The following is a 25,556-nucleotide window of genomic DNA, read 5'->3' on the forward strand; positions in this document are numbered from 1 at the left end:
GAAAATGGTTGCATCAAAATGGTATTATTGGACTTAGATGAGTGAATTCATGCGTAAACTCCAAGAAAACAAAGAGATATTCTGATAAGCGCTACCCTCTGTCTGTGAGCAAATCTATCTATCAACTGATGAGGCGCTAACGCAAGCTCAGCCGTAGTGCGCTAGTATGCGAAACGCTACGGCTGAGCTTGTTTAGTAATGTTTATATTTGGTTTGTGCTAAAAAGCAAAGTAGGAGACAACCTAGAACTCACAAAAAAGAGGGCCAGGAGTATCCTGGCCCTCTTTTGATTGGTAGCGTATGAATGTAGCTTACTTCTGAATAGTGATGCGGTGGGTTTCTACCTTACCATTGGTGAGCAGCCGGCAGATGTAGAAGCCACTAGGTAAGTCCTGAGGCTTAAACTGTACGTGCTGCTCTTCACCGGCGGCCACTACGCCATCAAAAAGTTTGGCTACCTGCCGGCCCATGCCATCAAACACCAGTACCTGCGCCTTGCCAGCCTTCTCGGTCCGGAAATGAACCGTGCCTTGGTCAGTGAGTGGGTTAGGGTACACCTCCAGCAGGTTGCTAGGGGGAGTGAGGGTAGCGGACGAAGGCGTGGTAGTAGGCTGCGTGAGTAGAGTAGACTGCGCGGTAGCTTTCACGGTAGTGGTGCAGGTAGTGTTACCGCTGCGCACCGAGAGGTTGCCGCCATTCAGCAGTACTTCTTGCAGTGAGCTGCTTCCGCTGGCCGAAAACACCAGCGTGCCCCCGGCGCCTTGGGTGCCGCGCCATATCTCAATCCGGATCTTATCAACGCCCGCACCTGGCTCGCCGTTATCCGCCATCGACACTAGCAGGTTCAGGTTGCCTTCGATGTTTGTGCCGAGGGTAGCGTTATTCAGGTTTGCTTTGCAGGTGAAGGTGGCTTTCTGGGAGCACGGGTTGCTGGCATCAACGGCCAATGAGCCTAAAGCAGTGGCCTTAAACTGATACATAGTGCCATTGGTACTCCGGAGCATAAGATTGAGGTAGCCCTGGGTGTTTTTAACCGATTTATTCCATTTAATATTGAACCCGAAGTTCACTTTCCGGGTGGCATCTATTCCCTTTTCGAAGTAGGCCACTTTTGAGGAAACATTGCCGCCGCCTGTTATAAAGTCTTGCGAGGGCTTGGCAATGTTGATGTTATCCAGCTCCGGCTCGCTCGTGTAAAAGCCCTTTACTCGGGTTTCAATAGTATACACTTCGCCGGTTTCATTACCAATGTTGAAGGTGTATTCTTTCTGGGCAACCCCCACCAAGGTGTTGCCCGTTGTCATCAGCTGTACCGGAACGTCAGAGAGCGTGGCAACAAAAGCATCGGTAGCTGTTTTCTTGATGATGAAGTCAACCTTGGCGTTTTTGATGTCGCCACCGTCCAGGTCTGCTGTGGCTGGTATCCAGGAAGCTACATCCTGAATTTGGGCCCGGAGCACAACAGTGGCTGTGCTGGAAGTTGTGCCGCCCGTGCTCACAAATTGTGCTCCTATGTATTCGGCCTTGGCGTTTTCGGGGGTTACCGTGAGCGTGCCTGCCTTATAGGTGATAGTGTAGTTAGAGGAAGTGAGGCCAGTGGGCTCTATGGAGTACACACCTGGGCCACTTAGCATAGCTCGGTTGGCAGCCAAAGAAGCCGTGCTGGTAAAGCTGAGCGTACCTGCCAGGCTGGCTAGGGTCTCGGAGTTCACAAAGTCCTCGCTGCTTACTGTGTAAGCGGGCACCAGGTCGCTGTACTGCACCGACTGAATACTGTTGGCCGTAATTGTCAGGGCCTTGGGGACCACCGTCAGGTTGCCATAACGGCTGATGACAGTGTAGTTGCCCAGGCGGTTTTGCGGGTCGCGGAGGGTAGCGCTGATGGCATAAGGCCCGCCGGTAACAGTAGCCGTTGCGTCGGCGCCCGAGCTGGCAAAGCTGGCAATGCTCAGGTTATCGGCCGCAATGTTGCCGGTCAGTCGGCCAGTGAAATCAGCCAGCGCGAAGGCGCTTCCGTAGGGCTTGCTCTTGCTATCGGTGATTACCTCCAGATTGGCTTTGTTAATGTGCAACACACCCGTGGCGGAGCCGGCGTAGTTGTTGTTTACTAGGGTGGCTACTACCTGATACCCTCCGGTTTTTACATCGGTAGGCGCGGTGGATGCTCCATCGTAGGTGTAGGTAAAGGTGCTCGTGCCGGTTGCGCCGGTTACCTGGGCTAGTGCGTTACGGAGCGTGCCGTTGTAGGTCTGGCTTAATGATGCCTCGTTGAACGCTACAGTAGCCGTTGCTTTGCTGAGTATGATGCTCACGGAGCCACTTTGGTTGTGGTAATTCCTGCCGCCGTTGAACGTCCAGGTTGCGGTGCCGCCCGGCACAGCAGTGAACTGCTCGCCTAGGTCGAGCATGCTACCAAGTAAGGTGCCGTTAATGCCCGTAGCCGTTCCCGAAGCACCGTGTGGGTTGCCATCATAAGTGCCAGTGTAGCCACTCACCTGTACGTTGGCAACGGCCTTGTCTACCGTAATGAATACTTCTTTTGTAATGGGACCGGTGTAGTTAGCAGCGTCAGTGGGGGAGAAGCTCACGGTCAGCTTCTGATCTGGGCCGGCTTCCAGTAAGGTGCCGGCGGCTGGGGTATAGGTAAACGAACCCTCTACTCCTTCGGCCGAGGCATTCAGCTGGTTGTTGCATAGGAGCGTGCCGTACACTAGGTTTGCCGGGGCCGTCCAGCTGAGTACAGGAGTTGCCCGCTCCACATGGATAGTAACGGTGGCAGTGCTTTTCTTATAATTGGTGGCATCTGTGGGGGTAAACGTTACGGAAAGCTCATGCGTGCCTGCCGGTAACTTGGTGCCCGCCACCGGCAAATACGTGAAGGTGCCCTCTACCGAAGCCGAAGCGTTCAGCTGCGTTTCCGAAAGTAAGGCCCCGTAGATGATAGCCGCTGGGTTGTTCCAGGTGATGACGGGTTGCGCCTTGTTTACGGTCAGGGAAGTAGCAGCATCGGCGGCACTCGTGAAGTTGGTGTCTCCTGAGTAAGAGTAGGTGATGGTGTAGGCCGCAGTGTTAGCTGGCAGCGAAGCGGTGTTAAAAGTGAGGCTAAACGACCCATCAGCTGCCAACGGCGTCTGCACTGAAACGCTGTTAATAGCAACCGACACTGACCCAGTTGGCGCTAAGCCGTTCTTGCTCAGCTTCCCCGACAGGCTGATGGAGGCATCCCCGTAGGTGATACTCTGGCTGGCGCTCAACTCAGTAAAAATGGGAGCAAGCTGCTCGATAGTAAGCGTAGCTTGTTCGCTGGCCAAATCCGTGCCGCTTGAGGTTACTAGTTTGTAATTGGGGTTAGTAAGCGTAGCCGCCACCTGGTATGAACCGGCGGTGCTTGGCGCACTGGAAGCACCATTATAGGTTAATTCTACTCCCTCTAAGCCATCAGGCGTGGTGGTGGCCGTTACCAGTTTAGGCTGTCCATCATACGCAACCGTCAGGCCAGACAAGGCAATGGTAGCAGGCGCTTTGCGGAGGGTAAGTGTACCGTTGCTGTACAAAATGGAATAGTTATCTAGGCCCGTTCCAGTAGCGAGGGTAGGCACGATGGCATAAATTGGGCCCGGTGCGCTTACTGTAGCAGTAGCGGCGGCTCCCACGCTGGTAAGCGTCACTGATTCAACTTTATCATTGAGTATAAGCCCTGTCACTTCCACCTCACTTCCTAAAAAGCTAAGTTCCTCACCATATATTTTGCTGGCGTCCCTGGCCCTGATTTCCAGATGGGCCTTGGTCACGGTAAGTTTCCCGGCAGCATAGCTGATATCGTAGTTTTCCAGGCCACTGCCTGTTGCTGCACTAGGTGTAATAGGGTATTCTGAGCCCGCTGTGGTAGCTGCCGCAGTTGCCAGGGCGCCCGGGCTTTCCAGCGCCACGGCCGAAATAGTGTTGCCATTCACCAGTGCTCCGGCTGTTACTGAAAACGCGGTGGTACCCAGGTCGAGGGCAGTGCCGTAGGGTTTGCTTTGTGGGGTGGCCGTGATGGTTATTGCCTTCTGGGCAATGGTAAAGGCCGCTATTTGGGTTGAGATGTTGTAATTGCCTAGTACTGCTTCAGGGCTGAGAGCTGCGCTAATGGTGTAGCTACCATTGGCGTCCTCACCGGGCGTGCGAGTGAATGTGGCGGTTACGTTGTCAGCAGGCAGAAACCCGGAAAGCTCGCCGGTTAATGCTGGCTCTGAGTCACCGTATGCTTTGCCATTTGAATCGGCTCTAACAAAAGCGTCTTTCGGGTTGATTGTGAAGTCTGCTGGCTGGAACGCTAGGTCGTAATTAGCATTCAAAGCAACAGTGCCTTGATTGATAGGATAACTGCCCACGCTACCCCCCGAAGTCCGGTTAAGCTCACCCGTAAAGCTGTCACCTTGTACCAAACTTCCGTTCGTTACCTGGTATGTAAGGGGCGGTTCTACATCGCCATAGGTCATGCCCTTGGCATCAGCCGTAATGGTAATGGGGCGCGCAGTTATAGTGAGTATGCCTTTTGTGGGTGTAACCGTATAGTTAGTGAGCGTAGAGCCAGTTACTGATGGTATAATGTCGTAAGTGCCTATTCCTGAAGCTGCTGTAGCTTCACTGGTTGCACTCACATTGAAGCTTTCGTTATTTTTTATTCCACTAACCACCGATGCAGTGAAAGCGGGAAGGTTATTGCCATAAATACGGGTAGTGTTAGCCGCGGCAATCGAAAGACTGGCTTTATTTATAGTGAGGCTGTTTGAGGTAGTGCTGGCCGAAAAAGCTCCATCACCTGCGAAACTGGCCGATGCACCTACCGGATAGGTTCCGAAAGAAAGTGAACCTAGGCTTACGGATGATAAGGTGGCTATTCCGTTTGTATTAGTAGTTGCTGAGCCTACCGGAGTGCCATTTAAGTTGAATGAAATGCTTTTGCCGCTTACGGCTGAGGAGCCATTCTTTAAAGTTGCGCTTAAGTTAACTAGCCCTCCATAAGTGCCAGAAACGGCAGTTGTTGTAATTACTGTTGGACTGATAGGAGTAACTACTAATGTGCCTTGAGCCGTTTCTGTATCACTGTTACCACTTGAGTTGGGCCTTTTGGCTATTACCGTAAAGTTATTTGCAATATTAGTTGGGGTTAATTGACTTGTAGATAATGTTAGTGTGGAAACACCTGGATTACTTAATGAAAATGAAACACGGGAAGGTGAGAAAACAGCTGTGACCCCTGCTGGAAGTGAATTAATTGTTAAGTCTGCTTCATATAAAGTGTTCGAAGTAACAGTCTTGTTGGCAGTAACTATAATGGAATACGTTGCAGATTGATTTGTGTAAATGAGATTGGGTGTCTGGGCTCCTACACTGATTTGGCCGACGGTGTTACCATCCGTAAACGTTGTTTGAGCGGTAAGCCCGGAGCTTTGGCCTGATGCCAGCAACACGAATGATTCATCTAAATGATAGCTCTGGATCAGATACTCGTCGTTATAAATATGGCCGTTGTCGTCTGCTAAAGCAGTAAGCACAGTATTGCCGTGCGTGATTGTGGAATGGTCGATTTCAAGCCTGACTTGCTCACCAGGTTGCCATCCATCTCCTTCAATGAAAACGATGTCTCCAGGAAGGTAATCGGCTTTATCGGTGTAAACGGTAGCGGTTTGGGCCATAGCTGCTGCGGAGCAGAACAGGCTTAGCAACAGCAGAAGCCCATAGACCTTGGCCTGGGACCAGAAGCTTGAGCGTGGTATAGGTGTGTACATAGGTGGGTAGGTGAGGTTAAAGAAAATAGAAAACACGCGGGCGCTGAGCCCGGTAAGGGACAGGACAATTCTGCAGTGGCCAAGTAAGGCTACTGATACAGTCAAGAAATCGAGGAGGGGGAATGATATCTAATTGTACGGTAATTTATCAATAAACTTTATAATTGTTCAAATAAAAATAAATATGTTAACAACTAATATTTCAATTGCCCCGTAAAACAGGAGCTTACATAATTGGCACCTCCCTACGCAAAATCATCATGGCTATGAAGCGCTACAAGGCGTAGTTTACCTGTGATTACACACTAGCTGCAGGGTTGCTAAGAGAGTGAGGCTAGGATAGTAAAAGGGCAACTTATTGCTGGTAAGATGCTTAGATCATCAGCTAAGTGAGTTGCCGCGCTTAGTGCCTAGTTGCACCAGCGGCCCAATTTCCAGGGCTAAGGACTGACTCCCTCTCCAGCCTAGTAGAACGCTAGGTAGCATTGTTGGCGCAACACTTTACGCTGGGGGCATATTTCCCCGGCTTGCGTGGGTTACGGTGTATGCTATGCTTGTTCGCTGCTGCTTAGGGGTTAACGCTTCGCCTTTCGAGTTTGGAACATAACGGCGGCGGCGAAGGGTGCCTTGAGTGCGGCCCTGAGTCCGGAAGTGCGCAGGCCTCGGTTGGTCCAGTCGTTGCAGGTGCGAAAGGCATGGTAGCGGCCCTGGGCCAGGAAGAAAAAGTCTTCGGGAGTGTAGCCAGTTGGTTGTCGCAGTTGCGGGCGCCCTAGGGTATCGGGGCGGAAGGAGTGCTGCACGTAGGCCGTGAGCAGGCGATACTCAGCAGGCGAAATCCGCAACGGCACAACCCGGGCGCCGGAATCAGGAGCAGCCCGGTAAAAATCAACGTGCATGAGGGTACGCGAGGGAAAAGCTGCCCCCACAATAGCTTTGGGGCTGGGAAATTTGCCGCCCATCGAGCCCAGAAAAAATCCTTCGTTGCCCCACCCAAACCCCACGTAGGGGTAACGCGCAAATCGGGTTGTGAGGGTAGGCAAGCCTAGTGTTTGCAGCCAGTTGTGGCCCGTATGAGGCTCCTGTGTAGGTAGCACCATCGCGGTATGAAAGCCGTTGGAAACTATATAAACAGGAATGCCATCAGGCGTTTGCCGAAAGCCTGGGTTGATAGGAACCAGAGTGCCCGTCAGCAAAAAGAGAAGAAAAGCAGCAAAAGCCGACATATACAAGCACCTGGCAAGATATTGCGAAGGTACTAGCTTTCCTGGTGGTTGAAACCCTGCGCCCATCTGGGTTTCAAGTGCTAATTGACCTAGCAACTTTGCGTGTAGAAGAGGCTAAACGCACGCATCCGGCCAGCCAGTTTCCCGCAGGAAAGTAGCTGGCCGGATGTGGCAAGGATAAGCTAATAACTGATTACCCGACGACCGGTCGCGTCTAGGACCGTACGCGAACTACTGGCCGGCGCGGCTCTACTGCGGCTACTGCTTTGCTTCGTTTGGCCCACGCTTGCTGATCGGCGGGAGCAAGCTGGGGCATACCCAGAGGCACCAGGACTACCGTACCCAGGGCCTGCTGCGACTTTGCGGAGTGCAGGGCAACGGCGGGCTTGATGGAGTGGTAGCCCAACACGGTAGTCCGGACAGTATAGCGGCCTAAGGGCAAGCCAGTAGCACGAAAATGGCCGTTGGCATCTGTTTCTACCGACTTTACAAAACGGCCATCGGAAGCCCGGAGTACCACCACGTAGGAATAGGGAATAGGCTCCTGCGTTTCCCCATCGTAGAGGCGGCCCGAAACCGTACCGCGGCCCGGAGTAGAGCTAGCCTGAGCAGGCAGTTGAGCGCCGGCAACGAGGAGGGAAATGCCCAACAGGGCGCTGGAAACAAAGGAAGTTTTCATGACAGTAGTAAGTGAAAGGAAGGGCTTAGACCATCGGGCGAGGCTAGTGGGAACGGCCGCGGTTCCGTTCCGGGCATCCCGGCGAGAGTCAGCAAAAAAGAGAGTTGCATCGAGCCCAGAGTGGCGGGTGGCGGAGTGGCCAGGCGCCGGGTGGGGCAGCGCCCCGCTGGTGTCAGGAGCGGAGCTGTTTCGGGGTAAGAGGGCCGGCCGGTTTGGCGGGCGGGCCCTACAGGCCGAATTGGAAGAACAGAATAAAGATACTAAAAGGTACTATGTAAAGCAAGGTACTGTTTAAGTTTATTTTCTGCTTCAGAGTTTTCCAGGGAGTAATTAGTTGTCCAGAAAAAGTGGGGGGGGTAAAGCTTGCGTATAACTTCTTAAGCTTTGTCTATCTGATAGATGCTATAGGTAGCGCAAGGGATGCCTGAGAAGTAAAAAAAATATTGATTGTTATATAACCAGGCCTGCTAGGGTAACTTTTGCTTTAAACAGGGCAGCTAAAACTAGTTGTAACTAGGTAAAGGAAACAGAGGCTGGGAAAAGGCCCCACGCACGTAGCGGTGTGCCGGGTAACGTGAGGCCTAGATGGTAGCAAAGCGCAGCACAAGCCAGCTACCAAATTCACCCTACTCAAGCATTAGTCGGAAATCATTATCGGAAGCAGTGGTTTGAGCTTGCAACAGGGGTAGTAGAACGAGACTTGCCGAACCGCCAGCCCGCATTTCCTAGGCAAAGAAATCGTGGAAAGCCAAAGCTAGATGAGCGAAGAGCAGTAGAGGGGGCGCGCTTTAAACCATGGAAAAGCATATTCAACGGGTGCGAAAGGCTTTAACTGAAACGCAGGGTATAGAGCAAGGGTACTAGGTCTGGTGGCAGCTCAAACTCCGAGAGGCAGTGTGCTTGAGTGCGTTGCTGTTGTGGATACCGCCGTAATAGGCGAGCGTTACAGGAAAGTGAAAATTTATTTTTCCAGCTTCCTGTAACGCCCTAGCTTCGGTTAGCCACCGAACCCACCGCCACCGCCCTGCGGCTGATTTTCAATCTTTTTCGGAGGCTTGTTAGAGCCCATGTACCAGCTGAAGCCCAGGTAGCCTACCCGCGACTCCCACTTGTTGTAGTACTCGGCCCGGAAGTTTTCAGTGCGCGACTCCGAGCGGTTACGCTGGGTGTTCAGCACATCGGATACGCGGAGAGTAAGCGCGGCGCGGTCGTTGAACAGGCGCTGGCGCAGCGCTACATCCATAGAGCCAACCGGAAATACTTTGCCCTGGGCCGTAACGGCCGCTGCGCGGTAGTTGCCGGTCAGCTGAATGTCGAGCTTGGGGGTGGGCGTGAAGGAGTTCATCAGGCGGGCCGTGCCCGATACTACCCGGCGATTGGCCTCGTTGCCGGTAGCCGCCGTTACCGTATTCTGGAACAACGAGCCGTTGGCAGTGATGCGCCACCATTTGGCCACGGGCTGGTTCAAGGAAATCTCGGCGCCATAGCTGGTTGCCTGCCCGAAGTTTTGGTTGTATTGGGCCGTAATAACCGCTCCGGAACCGTACAGGCGGGTGGCGGTAGTATCTACCCCCACCAGGCGCTGAATGGTGTTGTCGGTATGGCGGTAGAACAAAGTAGAAGTCAGGGATGCCTGCCCGATGCTTATCTGGTGGCCTAATTCAAAGGCATTGATGTACTCGGGGCGCAACGTAGGGTTACCGATGCGGTAGCTGCGCTGGTCTTGGTAGAGTGGGAAGGCTAGCAGCTGCATAAAGCCAGGCCGGTTGAGGCGGCGCGAATAGCTGAGCTTCACGGTTTGGTCGGCGGTGGGCAGCTTGCGGGCTACCGTAGCCGAAGGGAACAGGTTCAGGTAGCTCAGCTTAAATGGCCCGTTGCCGTTGAGTACTTCGCCGCTGGTGTTGGTGTACTCCGCCCGTAAGCCGCCCTGCATGTTCCATTTGCCCAATTCCTGCTGGTAGGTAACGTAGCCGGCCTGCATGTACTCCTTGAAATCGTACTGATACGAGCGGTCCGCAAGGCGCTCAAAAACGGGGCCATCGGCCTGCTGGCGCAGGAAATCATCGGTACCGCTATTTTCTTGGTACTGACCTTTGAGGCCGGCATCGAGGCGTGCTTTCTCGCCGATGGGGTGCACGTAATCAACCTGCCCCGACACGGCATTGAGGCCTACGGCCAAGTCTTGTTTCCATTCGCGCAGGTCCGGCGAGCCTTCTGTATTTCGCTGGGCCACCACTACATCGGCGTCGAGGTAGGTATAGTTAGCACTGGCTGTCAGTTCCCGGCCTTTGTGCTCATCCCAGGTACGGCGGTAGTCCACTGAGCCATCGATGTTGTCGACATTCTCCGAAACCCCAAACGTGCTGCCGATGCGGGCATTGGTGGCTCCCGAAAGGGTAGCGAGTTGAAGCCCCGAGTTGGCGCTCCGGTTGAAGTTCGGCTCCAAGGTAACCGTCAGGCTCTGGTTGGCGGGCAAGGTGTAATCGAAGCCTAGGCGACCGTTGTAGCTTTTGTTGTGGCGTACGTTAGTGCCCTCCTGGTAGGTACGCAGCTCGCGGTTTTCTAGGGTCGTATACTGGTCGCTGCGCATGCGGCTGTGGTATTGGTCGTCGCGCATATCAAACGAGCCAAACGTGTTGATTTTGCCCGTGCGCCGGTTCAGGCTTAGGCTGGTGTTGTATTTGTCGCGGGTGCCGAGGTTTAGCAGCGCTTGGCCATTCCAGCCGTCTTTTTTCTGCTTTTTCAGAATAATGTTGAGCACTCCACCGGCCCCGGCAGCATCATAGCGCGCCGAAGGGTTGGTCACGACTTCTACCCGCTCAATGGAGCTAGCCGGAATCTGCTCTAGGCGGTTGCCGCCCGCGCCGCTGTTAGCGGAGTTGCTAGGCTTGCCATCAATGAGAATGGTGATGTTGGAAGAGCCACGCATGCTCACCGTGCCATCGGGGGCTACCGTTACGGAAGGCACGTTTTGGAGCACGTTTACGGCGGTGCCGCCCACGCTGCTCAGGTCTTTTTCTACGTTGATTACCTTTTTATCGAGGCTTTCTTGCACGGCGGCCCGTTCGCCCTGTACCGTTACGCCGGCCAACTGCGTAGCGGTTGGGGCCAGCTTCAGGATGCCAAGCTGCACGTTGGGAGTTGCGTTGGTTACGCTAATAGTACGGCGCAACCCTTGGTAGCCTACGGCCGAAGCTTTAAGCAGATAGTTGCCCATTCCCAGCTTTTCAAGGGCAAAACGGCCGTTTTCAGCTGTTTCGGCGCCGGCAACAAAGGTGGAGTCTTGGGCCCGTAGCACCACTACATTGGTGAACGGAAGCGGCTGCCCGTTGGCATTATCTAGCAAGGTGCCACTAACGGAGCCACTAGGTTGTTGCTGGGCCGCGGCGGCCAAAGGAGCGAGCATAGCGAGGAACCCCAGGCCCCGCAGGGTCCGGCCGGAAGGTAGAAAGGAAGTCATGAGAGGGAGGTAAGTGAGGTACAAACCAGGCAAGGAGAGGCCGTGCCCGGCGGCCGCGGTTCCGCTGGGCTGGCATGGTTGCCAGAAATTCAGTCACGAAAAGCAGGGGCTTCGGCTGCCACAGCGGCAGCGAAACCAAGCGGCCAACACACAAGCGCAGCAGCGAGAAACGATGGTTTCCGGCGAGCTGCTCAGCACCCGGCCCGGTTGGCGCAAGGTGGTGGTGGGCATCTGCCGCAGCTGGCGCCGATAGGGGCCAAGTGTGCGGCGAGGAGGTTAGCTAATCAATGATCCAAAGGTAAGCGAAGGTACTATGTGACACAAGGTACTAGTGAAAATAATTTTTCATTTCTAGGAATGCGTTGTGTTTTACAGGAATCAAGGGGGAATAAAGCGGGGCGCACTAGGCTAAATAGAAGCCCAAACCCTAATAACTGGTACTGACAGGATAGATGTATCGTCCTTCGCATCCGTTGCCTGCCTCGCAAATAATTGCTGGTGGCTGGCTTGCTGGCTGCCCAAACGGCTCTAGATTAAAATTTCTACAGCCGTACTACAGATACAGGGCATACAAGCGGTTTAGGCTTCTAATCAGCCTAGGCGGTGCCTGAAACCTCCAGCCCGCCTTGCTGAGCATAGCCGAAGCATCTCGCGTGCTCTGATTCTGCCGATTCAATGATGCTTCAACAAGCTTAACAGGGCATTTTTACTAATTGAAGCAACTTATCGGACACCGCCTAGTCAAGCAGCTCTCTTGCTGGCTCCGCTTCCCACTACAAGTTTGGGGCTGACGGACAGCACGTGTCCGAAGGTGAGCTAGCTGCTTTCGTTTCCGAACAGGCTGTCCATTTTTGGACAACTTTATAGTAGGAGGTAATCTGTATTTGGAGTGTAAATATCTGATAGATAAATATTTGTGAATATGGCACGTCCCTTGGCTTACCTACTAGGAAACCCCTTCCTTCCTGTACGAAAATGGACAGAGCCATATCAACATCAACTCAGAACCGTCGTCAGCGCCGCCGCTGGCTGATGGGGTTAGGCATTCTGGTGGCCCTAGCAATTGGCCTGCTGGCCTTCCGCAATGTGCTGAAACCTAGTGTAGAGCGCAACCGCATTTTAACGGCGCGGACCGAGCGAGGCGATGTAGAAGCCTCCCTTACGGCCGCTGGCATTATTATTCCGGCGCACGAAGCCGTCATTACGAGCCCCATCCAGAGTACCATCCGGCGGGTGGCTGTATCAGTAGGCAGCAAAGTGCAGCCCGGTCAGACCATTCTGGAGCTAGATAAGGAGCTCACAAATACAGCCCTAGCCAAGCTCCAGGACGAGCAGCAGCAGAACCGCAACAAAAACGGCCAACTCCAGCTCAGCCTCGAAAAAGCCCTCAACGACCTTCGTTCGCAGGAGCAGGTGCAGCAAGTGAAAGTGCGCAGCCTGCAGTCGGCCTTGCGCGATGAGCAATACCTGCTCAAGATTGGCGGTGGCACCTCGGAAAGTGTGCGCCAAGCCGAGCTTAACCTTAGAGTAGCCCAACTGGAACTGCAACGCCTCGGAGAGCAAATTCGGAACCAGCGCGCCGCCAATGCCGCCGATGTGCGGGAACTAGGCTTCACCATGCAGATTCAGGACCGGAGCATTGCGGAGCTAGCGGGCAAGCTGGCTCAGGCCAATATCAGCAGCCAGCAGCCTGGCGTGCTCACCTGGGTGAACGAAGACCTGGGAACTACGGTGCAGGCCGGCGACGCCCTGGCTCGCGTAGCCGACTTAAGTCGTTTCCGGGTGCGAGCCACCATTTCCGATGCCTATGCCGACGCCTTGCACCTCGGTGACGCCGTAGTAGTGCGCATTAACGGCACCGATTTGCGCGGCGCGATTAGCACCGTAAGCCCTTCCGTTGACAAGGGGGTCGTCACCTTCTACGCCACCCTAACCGAGGATCATCACCCGGCTTTGCGCGCCAATCTGCGGGCTGATGTATTTGTGGTGACCAAGGCGCTACACAACGTGGTGCGCGTGAAAAACGGGCCCTTCTACCAGGGTGGTAAAGAGCAGCCGGTGTTTGTGCTCCAGAATGGCAAAGCCGTGCGCCGCACCGTGCAGTTCGGCGACAGCAACTTCGACTACGTGCAGATTACAGGGGGCCTAGGTGCCGGCGAGGAGATAATCGTGTCGGATATGAAGGACTACATCGACACGCCCGAACTCACCCTTAAAGACTAGCTGCTCTATGAAACGGATTCTTCCTTTCCTGGCGCTGCTAGCCGGCACGCCGGCCGTAGCCCAAACGCAGCCATCGGCCCTCACCTTGAGCGAGGTAATTGAGCTAGCCCTGAATCAGTCGGCGCTGGCCAAACAATCGCAAACCAGCCGCGATAAAAGCTACTGGGAGTGGCGCACTTACCAGGCCAATTACAAGCCCCAGTTAGGACTACAGGGTACATTACCCGGGTTCAGCCGCGTGATTACGCCCGTAGTACAGCCCGATGGTACCACCGATTTTCGGGCCGTGCGCATCAACAACTCCAACCTGGCCTTGTCAATGAGCCAGAACATTGGCCTAACGGGCGGGCAGGTGTTCGTAAGCTCTGAGCTGCAGCGCTTCGATGACTTTAATGGCGGCCTGAAACGCTACAACAACCAACCCATTGCCATCGGCCTGACCCAGCCGCTAGGCTCCTTTAACAGCCTAAAGTGGGCCCGCCGAATTGAGCCGTTGCGCTACCAGGAAAGCCAGCGCCTGTACGCCGAGGAGCGGGAAGGCATTGCCCAGCGCATCACGGAGCTGTACTTTGATGTGTTGCAGGAGCAGGTAAATGCCGAAGTGGCCAGCCAGAACGTGCAAGCCAACGAAGAACTGCTCCGGATAGGGAAGGAGCGCTACCAGCTCGGCCGCCTGTCGCAAAGCGACCTGCTGCGGCTGGAGCTAAACCTGCTCAATGCCCGCCAGGCCATGGCCCAAGGCCAACTCGATGCCCAGAACGCGGCCGTGAGTTTGCAGAGCTACACTGGTTTGCGCACCGATGCGGTGCGGCTGCTGGTGCCGGCCGCCGCGCCCCGATTAGTGGTGCCTACTGAGCAAGCCGTAACCCAGGCGCGCCAAAATCGCAGTGTGGTGCTGGCTTTTCGGCGCCGGTTGTTGCAGGCTGAGCGGGAGGTAGCGCAGGCCCGGGGTACCACCGGGTTTCAGGCCACACTCGCGGCCAACCTAGGCTACGTAAACCAGGCGGGCAACCTCTGGGACACGTACGCGGCCTTGCAAAACCAGCAGCAGGTGCGGCTTACCTTTTCGCTGCCCCTAGTAGATTGGGGCAGGCAGAAATCCATTGTGAAAACCGCCGAGCTGACCCGCCGCCAGGTACAAACCGACATTGCGCAGGAGGAAGCCAGCTTCGAGCAGAGCGTGCAGGTGCAGGCCACTCAGCTCAGTACCCTAAGCGAGCAGCTTGCGCTAACCGCCCGCGCCGACTCCTTGGCGCAGCAGCGCTACAACATTGCACAGGCAACTTATAAAGTCGGGCGCATCAGCCTAACCGACCTGACCATTGCTTCTGCCGAAAAGGACCAGGCCCGCCGCGTGTACATTCTGGCTTTGCGTGCGGCTTGGGTGGCGCACTACCGCTTGCGTGCCCTCACGCTATATGACTTTGAGCGCCAACAGCCCCTAGCAGCGCAACCGTAAGCACTGACCTGGACACCGATTGGCGTTCTGAAATAGATAACGCGTCATGCTGCACAGCGCGAAGGACCTTATTCCGTGAGAACCTACCATTGATGCGGTTCTCACGGAATAAGGTCCTTCGCGCTGTGCAGCATGACGTTCTTTATAGCTGCTCCTACGCTGGCTCAACGAACACGGTGCCGGATGCCCGCTCACAAAGAGGTGCGCTATACAATACCGAACACCCTGTCCGGAAACGGACATATTTTATCAATCGACTATTTTGAATATGCTACATAATATGCTGACAAACAGTTAATTATAAAGTTGGCACAGCGCTTGGCAATACTACTGTAGGCCCCGTGGCTTACTGCCCGAAACCGGACAGACTCTCGTCAGACTTCCTCATCTATCCTGCTCTTCCCATGGAAAACATCCTCGCTCAAACTACCGCTCGGGCTCAATCAGCCAGTGCAGCTTTGGCCACCAGCCAGCCCGTTATTCAACTGCGCGACATCGAGAAGGTATACCAAACCAAAACCATTGAAACGGTGGCCCTGAACCGCGTGAACCTGACCATCAACAAAGGCGAGTTCGTTTCGATAATGGGCCCCTCGGGCTGTGGTAAGTCTACGCTGCTCAGCATCATTGGCCTGCTCGATGAGCCCACCAGCGGCGTAATTGAGCTGGATGGTCGGCCGGTGCAGTCCTACTCTGATAAGGAGCTCGCCTCCTTGCGCAATCAGAAAATCGGCTTCGTTTTCCAGAGCTACCACCTCATCAACGACCTCTCGGTGCTGGATAACGTGGAGCTGCCCTTGCTGTACCGGCCCGGCGTAGGCGGCAAGGAACGCCGTGAGCGGGCTTACGCCGCCCTCGATAAAGTAGGCCTCAGTGCCCGCACCAACCACTTCCCCAGCCAGCTTTCTGGTGGCCAGCGCCAGCGCGTAGCCATTGCCCGGGCCCTGGCCGGCAACCCCGAAATCATCTTGGCCGATGAACCTACCGGCAACCTCGACTCGGTGATGGGGGAGGAAATTATGGACTTGCTGCTAGGCCTTAACCAGCAGGAAGGCACCACCATCGTGATGGTAACGCACGATGAGCAGCAGGCGCGCCGCACCGAGCGCCTTATCCGCTTCTTCGACGGCAGCCAGGTCAGCTAATATACTTGGTGCTGGTCGCACCCCACTTGTGATACTTCTCGCAGTTTTCTTTCTGAGTTATGAAAACGCTAGCCCTACCTTTCTCTGATACCGACCTAGTTGCCGCCTGCCTACAGGGTAGCGCAGCCGCTCAGGAACAGCTCTATCAGCGCTTTGCTCCCCGCATGCTGGCCGTATGCCTGCGCTACCTACGCCACGAGTTCGACGCGGAAGATGCCCTAGCCCGCGGCTTCGTAAAGGTGTTTCGCTGCTTGGGTCAGTTTGAGGGTAAAGGCAGCCTAGAAGGGTGGGTGCGCCGCATTATGGTGCATGAGGCCCTGAATCTGTTGCGCCGCCGCGAGTCCGTAACCCTAAGCATTGAAGACTGCTACACCGGCCACCTTGCCACCGAGCTGCCCAGCGCCGATGTAGAGCTGCAAGCCGCCGATTTGCTGCGGCTGGTGCAGGAGCTGCCCGCAGGCTACCGGGCCGTGTTTAACCTCTGTGCTCTGGAGGGCTATACCCACCCCGAAGTAGCTGAACTGCTCGGTATTTCAGAAGGCACTAGCAAGTCGCAGCTCAGCAAGGCCCGCGCGGTGCTGCAGCGGCAAGTAGCCGCCCTTCATTCTTCCCTTTCTACTCCCTACTCTCACGCTCATGTTGCTTAGCTACCTCAAAATCGCCTGGAAAGTCTTGCTGCGTCGCAAGTTCTTTACCTTCATCAGCCTGTTCGGCATCTCTTTCACGCTGATGGTGCTGCTCGTGGTAGCGGCCATGTTCGACCACGTGGTGGGCCCGCACGCTCCGGAAACACGCCTCGACCGGATGCTTTTTGTTAACTTCTTGCACATCAAGTATAAAAACGGCGGCAATCAGAACTCGCCAGCGAGCTACTACCTACTCGACCGGTATGTGCGCCCCCTCAAAACTCCCGAGAAAGTAGCGGTGTACTCTATGTTTCACGCAACGCCGAGCTACGTAGGAAACAACCGCCTCGACCTTGACTTGAAGTACACCGACAATGTGTTTTGGCAAGTGCTGGACTTTACGTTCCGGGAAGGAAAACCCTTCGGTGAGGCTGAAATGAAGTCGGCGGCACGGGTGGCAGTTATCAACCAGAGCACCGCTCGTAAGTACTTCGGCACCGATGCCGGGGTAGTAGGGCGCACCATTGAAATTAACCAAAGCGCTTTCCGAGTAATGGGCGTGGTAGATGATGTGCCCGTGATGCGCGTGTCATCTTATGCCGATGTGTGGGTGCCGCTTTCTACCAGCCCCAACAACCTAAACCAGGCCCGGCTCGATGGGGAATATTCAGCTATCATCTTGGCCAAATCGCCGGCTGATAAAGCCGCTGTACAGGCAGAGTTCGACCAAATGGCCAAGCGCATCCCGCTGACCGACCCCAAGGCAATGGATCATCTGGACCTGCACGCCGATCAGTTGCTAGCCTCCTATTCGCGTCAGATCATGAGCCCCCTGACCGACTACAGCTCCGATGGTACGGCTATCCTATATGCAATTCTGACGGGCCTTGCGCTGCTTTTCATGATGTTACCCGCGCTGAATCTGGTGAACATTAATGTGAGTCGCATTATGGAACGCTCCTCTGAAATTGGGGTTCGGAAGGCCTTTGGCGCCACGGGCCGTACGCTCATCGGGCAGTTTCTGGTAGAGAATATTTTCCTGACGGCCATTGGTGGCCTGCTAGGTCTAGGACTGGCGTACATCGTGCTGCAACTGATTGGCGGTGCCCAGATTATAGCCTACTCTCACTTCGAGCTGAACCTCCGGATTTTTGGCTGGGCGCTGCTCGTGACCTTGCTTTTTGGCTTGCTATCGGGGGTATATCCGGCCTTTAAAATGTCGCGCTTGCTGCCGGTTCAGGCCTTAAAAGGCAGTAGTAACTAATCAGCAGCAGGTGGCTAGCAAGTAGTGCTGGCGCTAACCCTGCGCCCCGCTTGCCGCCGTTGGCTTTATCATCTAACCTTCTGCACGCCCACTGCTAGTGTGCCGGTGTGCACGATACCCCAGCTACCCCATGATACGTCATCTGTTTACTTTGATTTGGAACCGTAAGCGCTCCAACTTTCTACTCATGGCCGAAATCCTCTTGTCGTTTTTCGTCCTGTTCGTGATTAGCTCCTTGCTAGTTAGTAACCTGTACAACTACCGGCAGCCTATGGGCTTCTCGTCGGAAAACGTGTGGGAGTTTGATGTAGACCCGGGCCAAGATACCACTGACCGCAAAGCTACGCTACGCCTGCTGGTGCAGGAGCTGCAGGCCACACGTGGTGTCGCTGCCGTTACCTGGACGAGCTCAAACACTCCCTTCTCGTTCAGCAACATGAACACCGATGAGTACCGCTACAAGGAAACGAAGGCCCCGCTTACCGAGGTGTATGATGCCGACGACGACATGGTGCGCGTGCTGGGCCAGAAAGTAGTGGCCGGCCGCTGGTTCGACCGCCGCGATGATGCCGCCACTAGAACTTCGGTAATCATTAACCAGAAGTTTGCGGAAGCAATGTTCGGGGATGAGCCTGCGGTGGGCAAAATACTGACCAATGAGAAGCACGACAAGCAGTGGCAGGTGGTAGGCGTAATTGAGGCCTACCGCTCCGGCAACGATTTTGCGGCCAATGAGCCGGCCATATTCCTGCGACGCGTGTTGCAAGGCGCCGGCGATGTTGGTCATTTGGAGATGCCTATTCTGCTGGTGCGGGTGCAGCCGGGTAGCGGTGCCGTACTGGAGCAGCAGCTGGTGCGCAAAATAAAGCAGGTTACTAAAGGGTGGGATGCCAATGTGAACACGCTAGAAGAAAACCGCCAGGACAAAATGAAATTTATGCTGACGCCCCTGATTGCACTCGGGCTGGTTGGCTTGTTCCTGATTCTCAACGTGGCGCTGGGGCTGTTTGGTGTGCTCTGGTACAATATCAATCAGCGCAAGGCTGAAATTGGGTTGCGCCGGGCCTTAGGGGCCACCGGTAATAATATTGGGCGGCAGTTTTTGGGCGAAATGCTGGTAGTGACTACGCTGGGCGTGCTAGGAGGGCTAGTGCTGGCCATACAATTTCCGCTGCTGGGCGTGTTTGGAGTGGCATCCACGGTGTATGTGCAGGCCATGATTTTGGCTACTGTGCTCATATTTTTGCTCACGGCAATTTGTGCTTGGCAGCCCAGCCGCATTGCTGCCGGCATTCATCCAGCTGTATCATTGCGAGAAGAGTAAAGCGCTTCCTTCTGTTTTTAGGCCCCTAGTTGGTCTGGTTTTGAAATGCGGTTTTGCTGCAGCAGGGCCTTCAATCTTTCGCGCCAAATTCCGTCCTTCGCGCTCTACACTATGATACTGATTGTTGACGACGATGTGGCAATACGCACTTCGCTGGGGCTGCTGCTGAAACAGGCAGGCTACCCGGCGAAGGGCGTTGCCACGCCCGAAGAAGCCATGCGCTATGTGCAGGAAACGCCGCCGCGCCTGGTGCTTATGGATATGAACTACTCCCTGGATACCTCCGGCCAAGATGGCCTGCGGTTACTAGGGCAGGTAAAGCAACTAACCCCTCAGGTACCCGTCATCCTGATTACCGGCTGGGGCTCTATATCCTTGGCTGTGGAAGGCATGAAAGCGGGCGCTGCGGAGTTCATCACCAAGCCTTGGCACAACGACTCACTGCTGCAAACCATCCGGACTATTCTGAGCCTGAGCGAGGCTGAGCCCGAAACCGACCCTAGTGCGCTCAGCCGCCGCCAGCTTGACAAGCAGTATAACTTCCGGAATATTGTGGGCCAGGATGCGCGCCTGCTGCACGTGCTGCGTAGTGTAGGGCAGGTTGCCGCCACCGATGCCTCCGTATTGATTGAAGGCGAATCGGGAACGGGTAAGGAGCTGATTGCCGAAGCCGTGCACCAGAACAGCCACCGCCGCCGGCAGCCGTTTGTGAAAGTGAACTTGGGTGGTATATCAGCTTCGTTGTTTGAAAGCGAAATGTTCGGCCACCGGCGCGGAGCCTTTACTGATGCTAAAACCGACCGCCAGGGCCGCTTTGAGCTGGCCAATGGCGGCACCATCTTTCTGGATGAGATAGGGGAGCTGGACATGGGCAGCCAGGTGAAGTTGCTACGCGTGCTGCAGGACCGGACCTACGAAGTGCTCGGTGACAGCAAGCCGCGCCGCTTGGATATTCGCGTAATCTGCGCCACCAACCGCAACCTGGCCGAGATGGTGCAGCAGGGCCGCTTCCGCGAAGACCTGTTCTACCGCATCAATCTGATTACAGTACGCCTTCCGGCCCTCCGGGAGCGGCCTCAGGATATTCCGCTGCTGGTGCAGCACTTTGTAGATGGCCTGCGTGCTACCTACAACCGGGCCTCGCTGAAAGTAAATACCCGAGCCCTGCACTGGCTGCAAGAGCAACCGCTGCCCGGCAATATTCGGGAACTGAAAAACCTGGTGGAGCGGGCAGTGCTAGTGAGCGGCAAAGACGAACTAGGCCCCGAAGATTTCCAAGCCCAGTTTCAGCGCGTACCCGTGCGGCAACCCGAGCCCGGCGAGCTGCCCGAGCCCGGCACAATGACTCTTGATGAGCTGGAGGCCCAAATGATAAAGCGAACCTTGGAGCATTACAGCGGCAACATCAGCCGCGTAGCCAAAGCCTTGGGCCTGAGCCGCGGTGCTCTTTACCGCCGCCTCGAGAAGTATGCCATTCCGTTTGACGCAGAATAGCACGTCGAAAGCATTGTCATGCGGAGCTTGCAAGAGCAAGTCTACTGAAGCTAAGCAACTGAATTAGCTAGAGGTAGAACTGCTCTTACAAGCTCCGCATGACGTTCTTTGGGTTAAGATCATAGCACCAATTTTCCTTGCATGGCTCTACGCGTTAAGTTTATCCTGTTCGTAATTATCATTCATGCCGTGCTGATTGTGCTGGCCGCACAGATAATGCGCACGAACGCGCCATTGTTTGTGGGGCTGGAGGTGCTGCTTGTCATTAGCATTATTCTCACGGTGCAGCTCTATAAAGGGTTTGTGCGGCCGTTTCATCTGATTGCGGCCGGTACGGAGGCTATTCGCGCCAAAGACTTTTCCATGAAGTTTGTGCCGGTGGGCCAACGCGAAATGGACCAGCTCATTGATGTGTATAACCACATGATTGACGAGCTGCGCAAGGAACGCGTTACGCAGCACGAGAAAAGCTACCTGCTGGAAAGCCTAATTCAGGCGTCGCCTGCCGGCGTGTTGCTGCTCACGTTTGATGGGCGCATTGAAGGCGTGAACCCTGCCGCAGAGCGCATGCTGAGGTTGCCTGCTGCGCAGCTGCTAGGGGAGCTGCCCGCCCAACTGCCCAGCGACTGGGGCCTTGCCCTAGGTCAACTCTCGGAGCAAGAGCCGCAAGTAGTGCGCCTTTCGGGAATTCAGACGTACCGGGCGCACAGCTCCCGCTTCGTGGATCGGGGGTTTACGCGTCGGTTTATTGTGTTGGAAGAGCTGACTCAGGATTTGATTCGGCAGGAAAAGCAGGCCTATGAGAAGCTGATTCGGATGATGTCGCACGAAATCAATAACTCTATCGGCGCTATTAACTCTATTCTGCAAAGCTTCCATTACTACGTGCCGCAGCTCCGCCCCGACGACCAGCCCGATTTCACGGAGGCACTGGATGTGTCCATCAACCGCAATACGCACCTAGCCAACTTCATTGCCAATTTTGCCAACCTCGTGCGGCTGCCCCTGCCGCAGCGCCAGCCCACCGATGTGCATGAGCTGCTGCGCACCATAGAGCGCCTCATGCACGTGCAGGTAGAGCGCCGTCGCATCCGGTGGCACTGGGAGCTGGCTGCCGGCCCCATGGTAGTAGACCTGGACCCCATGCAGCTGGAACAAGCTGTGCTCAACATCTGCAAGAATGCCCTCGAGGCGATTGGGGAGGAAGGCAACGTATGGGTGCGCACTACCCAGGAGCCCGCGCAGGTTATCATCGAAAACGACGGCCCGGGCATTGCGCCCGAGGTGCAACGCCGCCTCTTCACGCCCTTCTACAGCACCAAGCGCGACGGCCAGGGCATCGGCCTTACCCTGATTCGCGACATTTTACTGCAGCACAACTTCACCTTCAGCCTAGAAACGCAGGAAAATGGCCGGACGGCGTTTACCATCCGGTTTTGAGTAGGTGTGGAGCTAGTAAAGCAGGACTGAAAAGCTACTCCAGAGTTATGCGGCGCATTTGCTTGCCGCTCCGCACCAGGTATACTCCGGGCTTCAGGTTGGGTAGTTGCAGGCCTTCTATATCATAGGCTGGGCGGGCGTCGCTGATTACAAGGCGGCCCATGGTGTCAAACACCTGTACAGGCTGATTCGGCTCTAGGCCAGCTGCCCACACGGTGCCCCGGCTGGGGTTGGGCCATACGGTAAACTCGGCAGCAGAGCGGTCCTGGAGGTTAGTAACACGGGTAGCGAAAAAGCGGTCAGCGAAGTAGTCATAATAGGCAGCTCCGCCGGGTACTTCCGTTTCTCCCAGGCGAATGGCCGGCCCTTTGAAGGTGCCGGCAACCAGGGCGTCACCTTGGGGAGTCAGGGCGATGCCTAACCCCGTATTTTCGCCCTTTTTATTGCCTCCGCCCCCAAGTGCCCAGCGCCACGAACCGGCCGCATCAAGCTGCGCTACCAGCACGTCCGACTTGCCCACGGAAGTCAACACCGGCAAGATTCCAAAAGGAACTCTGGCGCCGCTAAAGGAGCCCGTGATGGTTACGTTGCCCGCTTGCCCCAGCGCGATGCCCATTCCTAAGTCGTTCTCCGGTCCGCCGCCGCGCACCGCCCACTGCCAGGCACCTTCTGTAGAGAGCTTAGCTACTACAACGTCGTTGTTGCGGTCAGTTTTAGGTAGACTTGTAGCACCGAAGGCAGCGAGCTGTCCCGCTACGTTGCCCACCACATACACGCTGCTCGCGGCCTTATCCACTATAAGGTCGTTGCCCAGGGTTCGGGCTGTGCCACCACCTAGTACAGCCCATAGCCAGTTGCCGGCCGGGTCCAGTTTCGTCACGAACATGCTGCTCCACTCACCGGTTTTGCGGAGGATGGTAGTTCCAAATCGGCCATAGTAACCGTCTAGATTTCCGGTTACGTACACATTGCCGCTGGCATCGAGGTCGATACCATTGCCGAAGTCGTAGCCGCCCAGGCCGCCTTCCACCACGGCCCAAAGCCACTCCCCGCTAGGGGACAGCTTGGCCACAAACGCGTTGTAGCCGCCTTCATTAAACACGGTAGTAGAGCCAAACTCAACATGATAACCGCGCAGGCCACCTGTTACATACACATTGCCGGCGGCATCCACTACTAGGTCGTTGCCGTAGACAAAGTTATTGGAGTTGTCGCCCAGGGTTTGAGCCAGTTGCAGCCACTGGCCGTTGGCATCCAGCTTGGCCACAAACAGGTTGATATTGAAGTGCGGGTTTTGAATAGCATAGGCGCCAAAATCGCCTTGCCAACTGTCCGTGTTGCCCGTGATGTAGAGGTGCCCGGCCGCATCTAGCGTAATGCCATTGCCGATATCCTCGCCGCGGCCACCTGCCCGCACGGCCCATTGATATACTCCCTCAGCATTGAGCTTTGCCACGAAAACATCGTAGTCGCCGACAGAGGTGAGGGTAGTAGCGCCTAGGGTCAGGGTTTGTCGGAAAGTGCCTACCACGTAGGTGTTGCCGGCTGCGTCGGTAGCCACGCCGCGCGCTTGTGCCTGCTGGTCGTAGTCCTTGGGTTTTTCGCCGCCCGAAGCCCAGGCAAACGCAGGAAACTGCGCTACCGCAGCTTTTGACAGCAGCAAAAAAACTCCCAGAAAAATAAAAATGATACGTAGAGGTTGCGACATAACCCGCCTAAGAAATGGTGAAAGAATAACACACGCAGAATTCGCTAGACTTACTAATTGCTCTTATTCCAGTAAATCAGGAAGATAGTATTGGGTAGCTAGCACCTCAGGCGCTCCTATATATGATAACAAATATAATGCCTGCTCAACTGTAGGTTTTACTAGGTAGATATCGGCCGGTAACCGAGTTACTTCTTCTTGGCGGGAGCAACTGGTTTGCGCGCTGGTAGTGGTTTGGTAGCAGGAGCGGAGGTGCCTTCAGCTACCTGCTGCCCGTTGCGGAAGGTTTTCTTTTCGCGCACCGTGGTGCCATCGGCCCCAAAATAATTCCACACGCCGGTTTCCTTGCCGTTTCGAAACGCCCCTGAAATTTCCAGAGTACCATCTTCGCGCAGCTGGCGGAACGCCCCAGATTTAAGACCCTTAATGTAAGTTGTTTCGGCTTTGAGCTTGCCGGAGGGGTAGTATTCCTGGCCCAAGCCGGTGGGTTTGCCTGCTTCGTACACCAGCTTGCTTTGCACTGTGCCGGTGGGATAGTAGGTGAGCTGCTCGCCAATAATTTTGCCGTTCACGTACGTTTCCTGCTTCTGCACTTGCTTGACGCCGGGGTGGAAAGTGCGCCACACGCCGCTGGGCAGGTTGTTTTTGTACTGCTGCTCTTCCTTGGGCAAACCATCCTCAAAGTAGCTCGTGATTTTCCGGTCGCGGCCCTGGTTGGCGTATTCAATCTTCTGCTGCACCTTCCCCGACTCATAGAAATCCTGCTGGGTGCCCACCAACACGCCCTGACGGTACGTTTGAGTGCTTTTCACCGCGCCACTTTCGTAATACGATTTCGCGGGGCCATCGAGGTTACTGGTGCCGCCCGCCAGGTTTTTGGCTTGCTTGGTCAGGTCGTCGCCCAAGGGGTTTTTCACGGCGCGGCCCACCAGGGTAGCAGGGGCGTAGGTGCCTTCAGTGCGGAGCTTGCCGGAGCGGTAGTAGCTGCGGTAGCTGCCCCGGCCCGTTTTGTCGGCCTGCACGTCGGTTTCTACTTGGCCGTTGTCGTAATAGGTTTTGTAAGGGCCAGCCAGCAGGCCTTTGCTATACAGGCCTTCGCTCTGAAGTTGGCCGTTTTCAAAATACGTTTTGGCCGGCCCATTTGCCTGGCCATTCTGATACGTAATTTCAGCTTTGATCTTGCCCGATGGATATAGCTCGCGGATGGCGCCAGCGGGCTGCCCATTGTTCAGGGTGGTTTCCAGCTTTACTTCGCCGCTCGGGTGGTAATAGCGCAAGGTGCCGGTGGGCTGGTCGTTTTCATAGGTGCCTTCCTGCGCCAGTTTGCCCGAGTCATAATACGTTTTGAACGGCCCCTGACGCACGCCCTGCTGGTAAGTTACTTCCAGCCGGCGGCCTCCGTTCGGATGAAACTCAACGTACGCCGAGTCGCGCTTACCATCGGAATAGCGCGTTTGGGCTTCTAGCTTGCCCGAATAGTAAAACCGCTTGTACGGGCCTTGCATTACGGTATCGGCGGCCACCAGGGCCGAGAAAATCTCCCGTTTGTGCGTGTTGGTCGAGTCGAAGTAGGTAGTAAGGCGGCGCAGCTTTTGGGCTTGGGCCGAGGAAGCAGCTAGTAGCCCCAGTGGGAGCAACCAAAGAAAACGTTTCATAGCGGCAAGAACGAAAGATTAGCGGAGATAGTGCAGACTGCAACGTAGGCCGGCATGGCATGCTTACAACCTTCGTGCCCAC

14 protein-coding genes are annotated in these 25,556 nt (G+C 55.4%); 8 read left to right on the top strand and 6 right to left on the bottom strand.

Annotated features, from left to right (window positions below; translation table 11 throughout):
- Window positions 1–311: 311 nt before the first annotated feature.
- From ACYVGU_RS04805 to ACYVGU_RS04820, 4 genes are all read right to left on the bottom strand, one after another.
- Window positions 312–5,774 carry an MBG domain-containing protein gene (locus tag ACYVGU_RS04805; protein WP_460621131.1) on the bottom strand — a complete coding sequence of 1,821 codons (5,463 nt, stop codon included), beginning with the start codon at window positions 5,772–5,774 and terminating at the stop codon, window positions 312–314.
- A 575-nt stretch (window positions 5,775–6,349) separates the two neighbouring features.
- On the bottom strand, window positions 6,350–6,997 hold the full coding sequence (locus tag ACYVGU_RS04810) for a DUF2459 domain-containing protein (protein ID WP_460621132.1): 648 nt from the start codon (window positions 6,995–6,997) through the stop codon (window positions 6,350–6,352).
- A 214-nt stretch (window positions 6,998–7,211) separates the two neighbouring features.
- On the bottom strand, window positions 7,212–7,676 hold the full coding sequence (locus tag ACYVGU_RS04815; protein ID WP_460621133.1) for a carboxypeptidase-like regulatory domain-containing protein: 465 nt from the start codon (window positions 7,674–7,676) through the stop codon (window positions 7,212–7,214).
- A 997-nt stretch (window positions 7,677–8,673) separates the two neighbouring features.
- A complete protein-coding gene (locus ACYVGU_RS04820) occupies window positions 8,674–11,136 on the bottom strand; it encodes a TonB-dependent receptor (protein ID WP_460621134.1) in 2,463 nt (820 codons plus the stop codon).
- Between the two features lie 975 nt (window positions 11,137–12,111).
- On the opposite strand from ACYVGU_RS04820, the gene ACYVGU_RS04825 reads away from it, so the two are divergent.
- The 8 genes from ACYVGU_RS04825 to ACYVGU_RS04860 all read left to right on the top strand — a co-directional run bounded on the left by ACYVGU_RS04825 (window position 12,112) and on the right by ACYVGU_RS04860 (window position 22,111).
- The gene (locus ACYVGU_RS04825) at window positions 12,112–13,359 is read left to right on the top strand and encodes an efflux RND transporter periplasmic adaptor subunit (protein ID WP_460621135.1); all 1,248 of its coding nucleotides are present in this window, start codon (window positions 12,112–12,114) and stop codon (window positions 13,357–13,359) included.
- Between the two features lie 7 nt (window positions 13,360–13,366).
- Window positions 13,367–14,818, top strand: coding sequence for a TolC family protein (locus ACYVGU_RS04830; RefSeq protein WP_460621136.1), 1,452 nt, complete (start codon window positions 13,367–13,369; stop codon window positions 14,816–14,818).
- A 404-nt stretch (window positions 14,819–15,222) separates the two neighbouring features.
- Complete coding sequence (locus tag ACYVGU_RS04835) at window positions 15,223–15,963, top strand: ABC transporter ATP-binding protein (RefSeq protein ID WP_460612191.1); 741 nt, start codon at window positions 15,223–15,225, stop codon at window positions 15,961–15,963.
- Between the two features lie 59 nt (window positions 15,964–16,022).
- Complete coding sequence (locus ACYVGU_RS04840; protein ID WP_460621137.1) at window positions 16,023–16,610, top strand: RNA polymerase sigma factor; 588 nt, start codon at window positions 16,023–16,025, stop codon at window positions 16,608–16,610.
- Window positions 16,600–17,853 carry an ABC transporter permease gene (locus ACYVGU_RS04845; RefSeq protein WP_460621138.1) on the top strand — a complete coding sequence of 418 codons (1,254 nt, stop codon included), beginning with the start codon at window positions 16,600–16,602 and terminating at the stop codon, window positions 17,851–17,853. The genes ACYVGU_RS04840 and ACYVGU_RS04845 overlap by 11 nt, the downstream gene beginning before the upstream one ends.
- 187 nt (window positions 17,854–18,040) lie before the next feature.
- Entirely contained in the window at window positions 18,041–19,177 is a 1,137-nt protein-coding gene (locus ACYVGU_RS04850; protein WP_460621139.1) for an ABC transporter permease, read from the top strand.
- 111 nt (window positions 19,178–19,288) lie between these two features.
- Window positions 19,289–20,671: a sigma-54-dependent transcriptional regulator gene (locus ACYVGU_RS04855; RefSeq protein ID WP_460621140.1), complete on the top strand. Its 1,383-nt coding sequence runs from the start codon at window positions 19,289–19,291 to the stop codon at window positions 20,669–20,671.
- A gap of 141 nt (window positions 20,672–20,812) precedes the next feature.
- Window positions 20,813–22,111 (top strand): sensor histidine kinase, encoded by a 1,299-nt coding sequence (locus ACYVGU_RS04860; protein ID WP_460621141.1) that lies wholly within the window; start codon window positions 20,813–20,815, stop codon window positions 22,109–22,111.
- Between the two features lie 34 nt (window positions 22,112–22,145).
- Here the strand turns inward: ACYVGU_RS04860 and ACYVGU_RS04865 are convergent, their stop codons facing one another.
- Both ACYVGU_RS04865 and ACYVGU_RS04870 read right to left on the bottom strand, forming a co-directional pair.
- Complete coding sequence (locus tag ACYVGU_RS04865; RefSeq protein WP_460621142.1) at window positions 22,146–23,819, bottom strand: SBBP repeat-containing protein; 1,674 nt, start codon at window positions 23,817–23,819, stop codon at window positions 22,146–22,148.
- A 188-nt stretch (window positions 23,820–24,007) separates the two neighbouring features.
- Window positions 24,008–25,474 (bottom strand): toxin-antitoxin system YwqK family antitoxin, encoded by a 1,467-nt coding sequence (locus tag ACYVGU_RS04870; protein WP_460621143.1) that lies wholly within the window; start codon window positions 25,472–25,474, stop codon window positions 24,008–24,010.
- Window positions 25,475–25,556 lie beyond the last annotated feature (82 nt).

This window comes from Hymenobacter tenuis, assembly GCF_054780495.1.

Bases quoted from the DNA above. Each gene is read 5' to 3' on its own strand.
- ACYVGU_RS04810 (WP_460621132.1), bottom strand. From the start codon at position 6,997: ATGTCGGCTTTTGCTGCTTTTCTTCTCTTTTTGCTGACGGGCACTCTG.
- ACYVGU_RS04825 (WP_460621135.1), top strand. From the start codon at position 12,112: ATGGACAGAGCCATATCAACATCAACTCAGAACCGTCGTCAGCGCCGC.
- ACYVGU_RS04805 (WP_460621131.1), bottom strand. From the start codon at position 5,774: ATGTACACACCTATACCACGCTCAAGCTTCTGGTCCCAGGCCAAGGTC.
- ACYVGU_RS04830 (WP_460621136.1), top strand. From the start codon at position 13,367: ATGAAACGGATTCTTCCTTTCCTGGCGCTGCTAGCCGGCACGCCGGCC.
- ACYVGU_RS04835 (WP_460612191.1), top strand. From the start codon at position 15,223: ATGGAAAACATCCTCGCTCAAACTACCGCTCGGGCTCAATCAGCCAGT.
- ACYVGU_RS04840 (WP_460621137.1), top strand. From the start codon at position 16,023: ATGAAAACGCTAGCCCTACCTTTCTCTGATACCGACCTAGTTGCCGCC.
- ACYVGU_RS04870 (WP_460621143.1), bottom strand. From the start codon at position 25,474: ATGAAACGTTTTCTTTGGTTGCTCCCACTGGGGCTACTAGCTGCTTCC.
- ACYVGU_RS04865 (WP_460621142.1), bottom strand. From the start codon at position 23,819: ATGTCGCAACCTCTACGTATCATTTTTATTTTTCTGGGAGTTTTTTTG.
- ACYVGU_RS04815 (WP_460621133.1), bottom strand. From the start codon at position 7,676: ATGAAAACTTCCTTTGTTTCCAGCGCCCTGTTGGGCATTTCCCTCCTC.
- ACYVGU_RS04820 (WP_460621134.1), bottom strand. From the start codon at position 11,136: ATGACTTCCTTTCTACCTTCCGGCCGGACCCTGCGGGGCCTGGGGTTC.
- ACYVGU_RS04860 (WP_460621141.1), top strand. From the start codon at position 20,813: ATGGCTCTACGCGTTAAGTTTATCCTGTTCGTAATTATCATTCATGCC.
- ACYVGU_RS04855 (WP_460621140.1), top strand. From the start codon at position 19,289: ATGATACTGATTGTTGACGACGATGTGGCAATACGCACTTCGCTGGGG.
- ACYVGU_RS04850 (WP_460621139.1), top strand. From the start codon at position 18,041: ATGGCCGAAATCCTCTTGTCGTTTTTCGTCCTGTTCGTGATTAGCTCC.
- ACYVGU_RS04845 (WP_460621138.1), top strand. From the start codon at position 16,600: ATGTTGCTTAGCTACCTCAAAATCGCCTGGAAAGTCTTGCTGCGTCGC.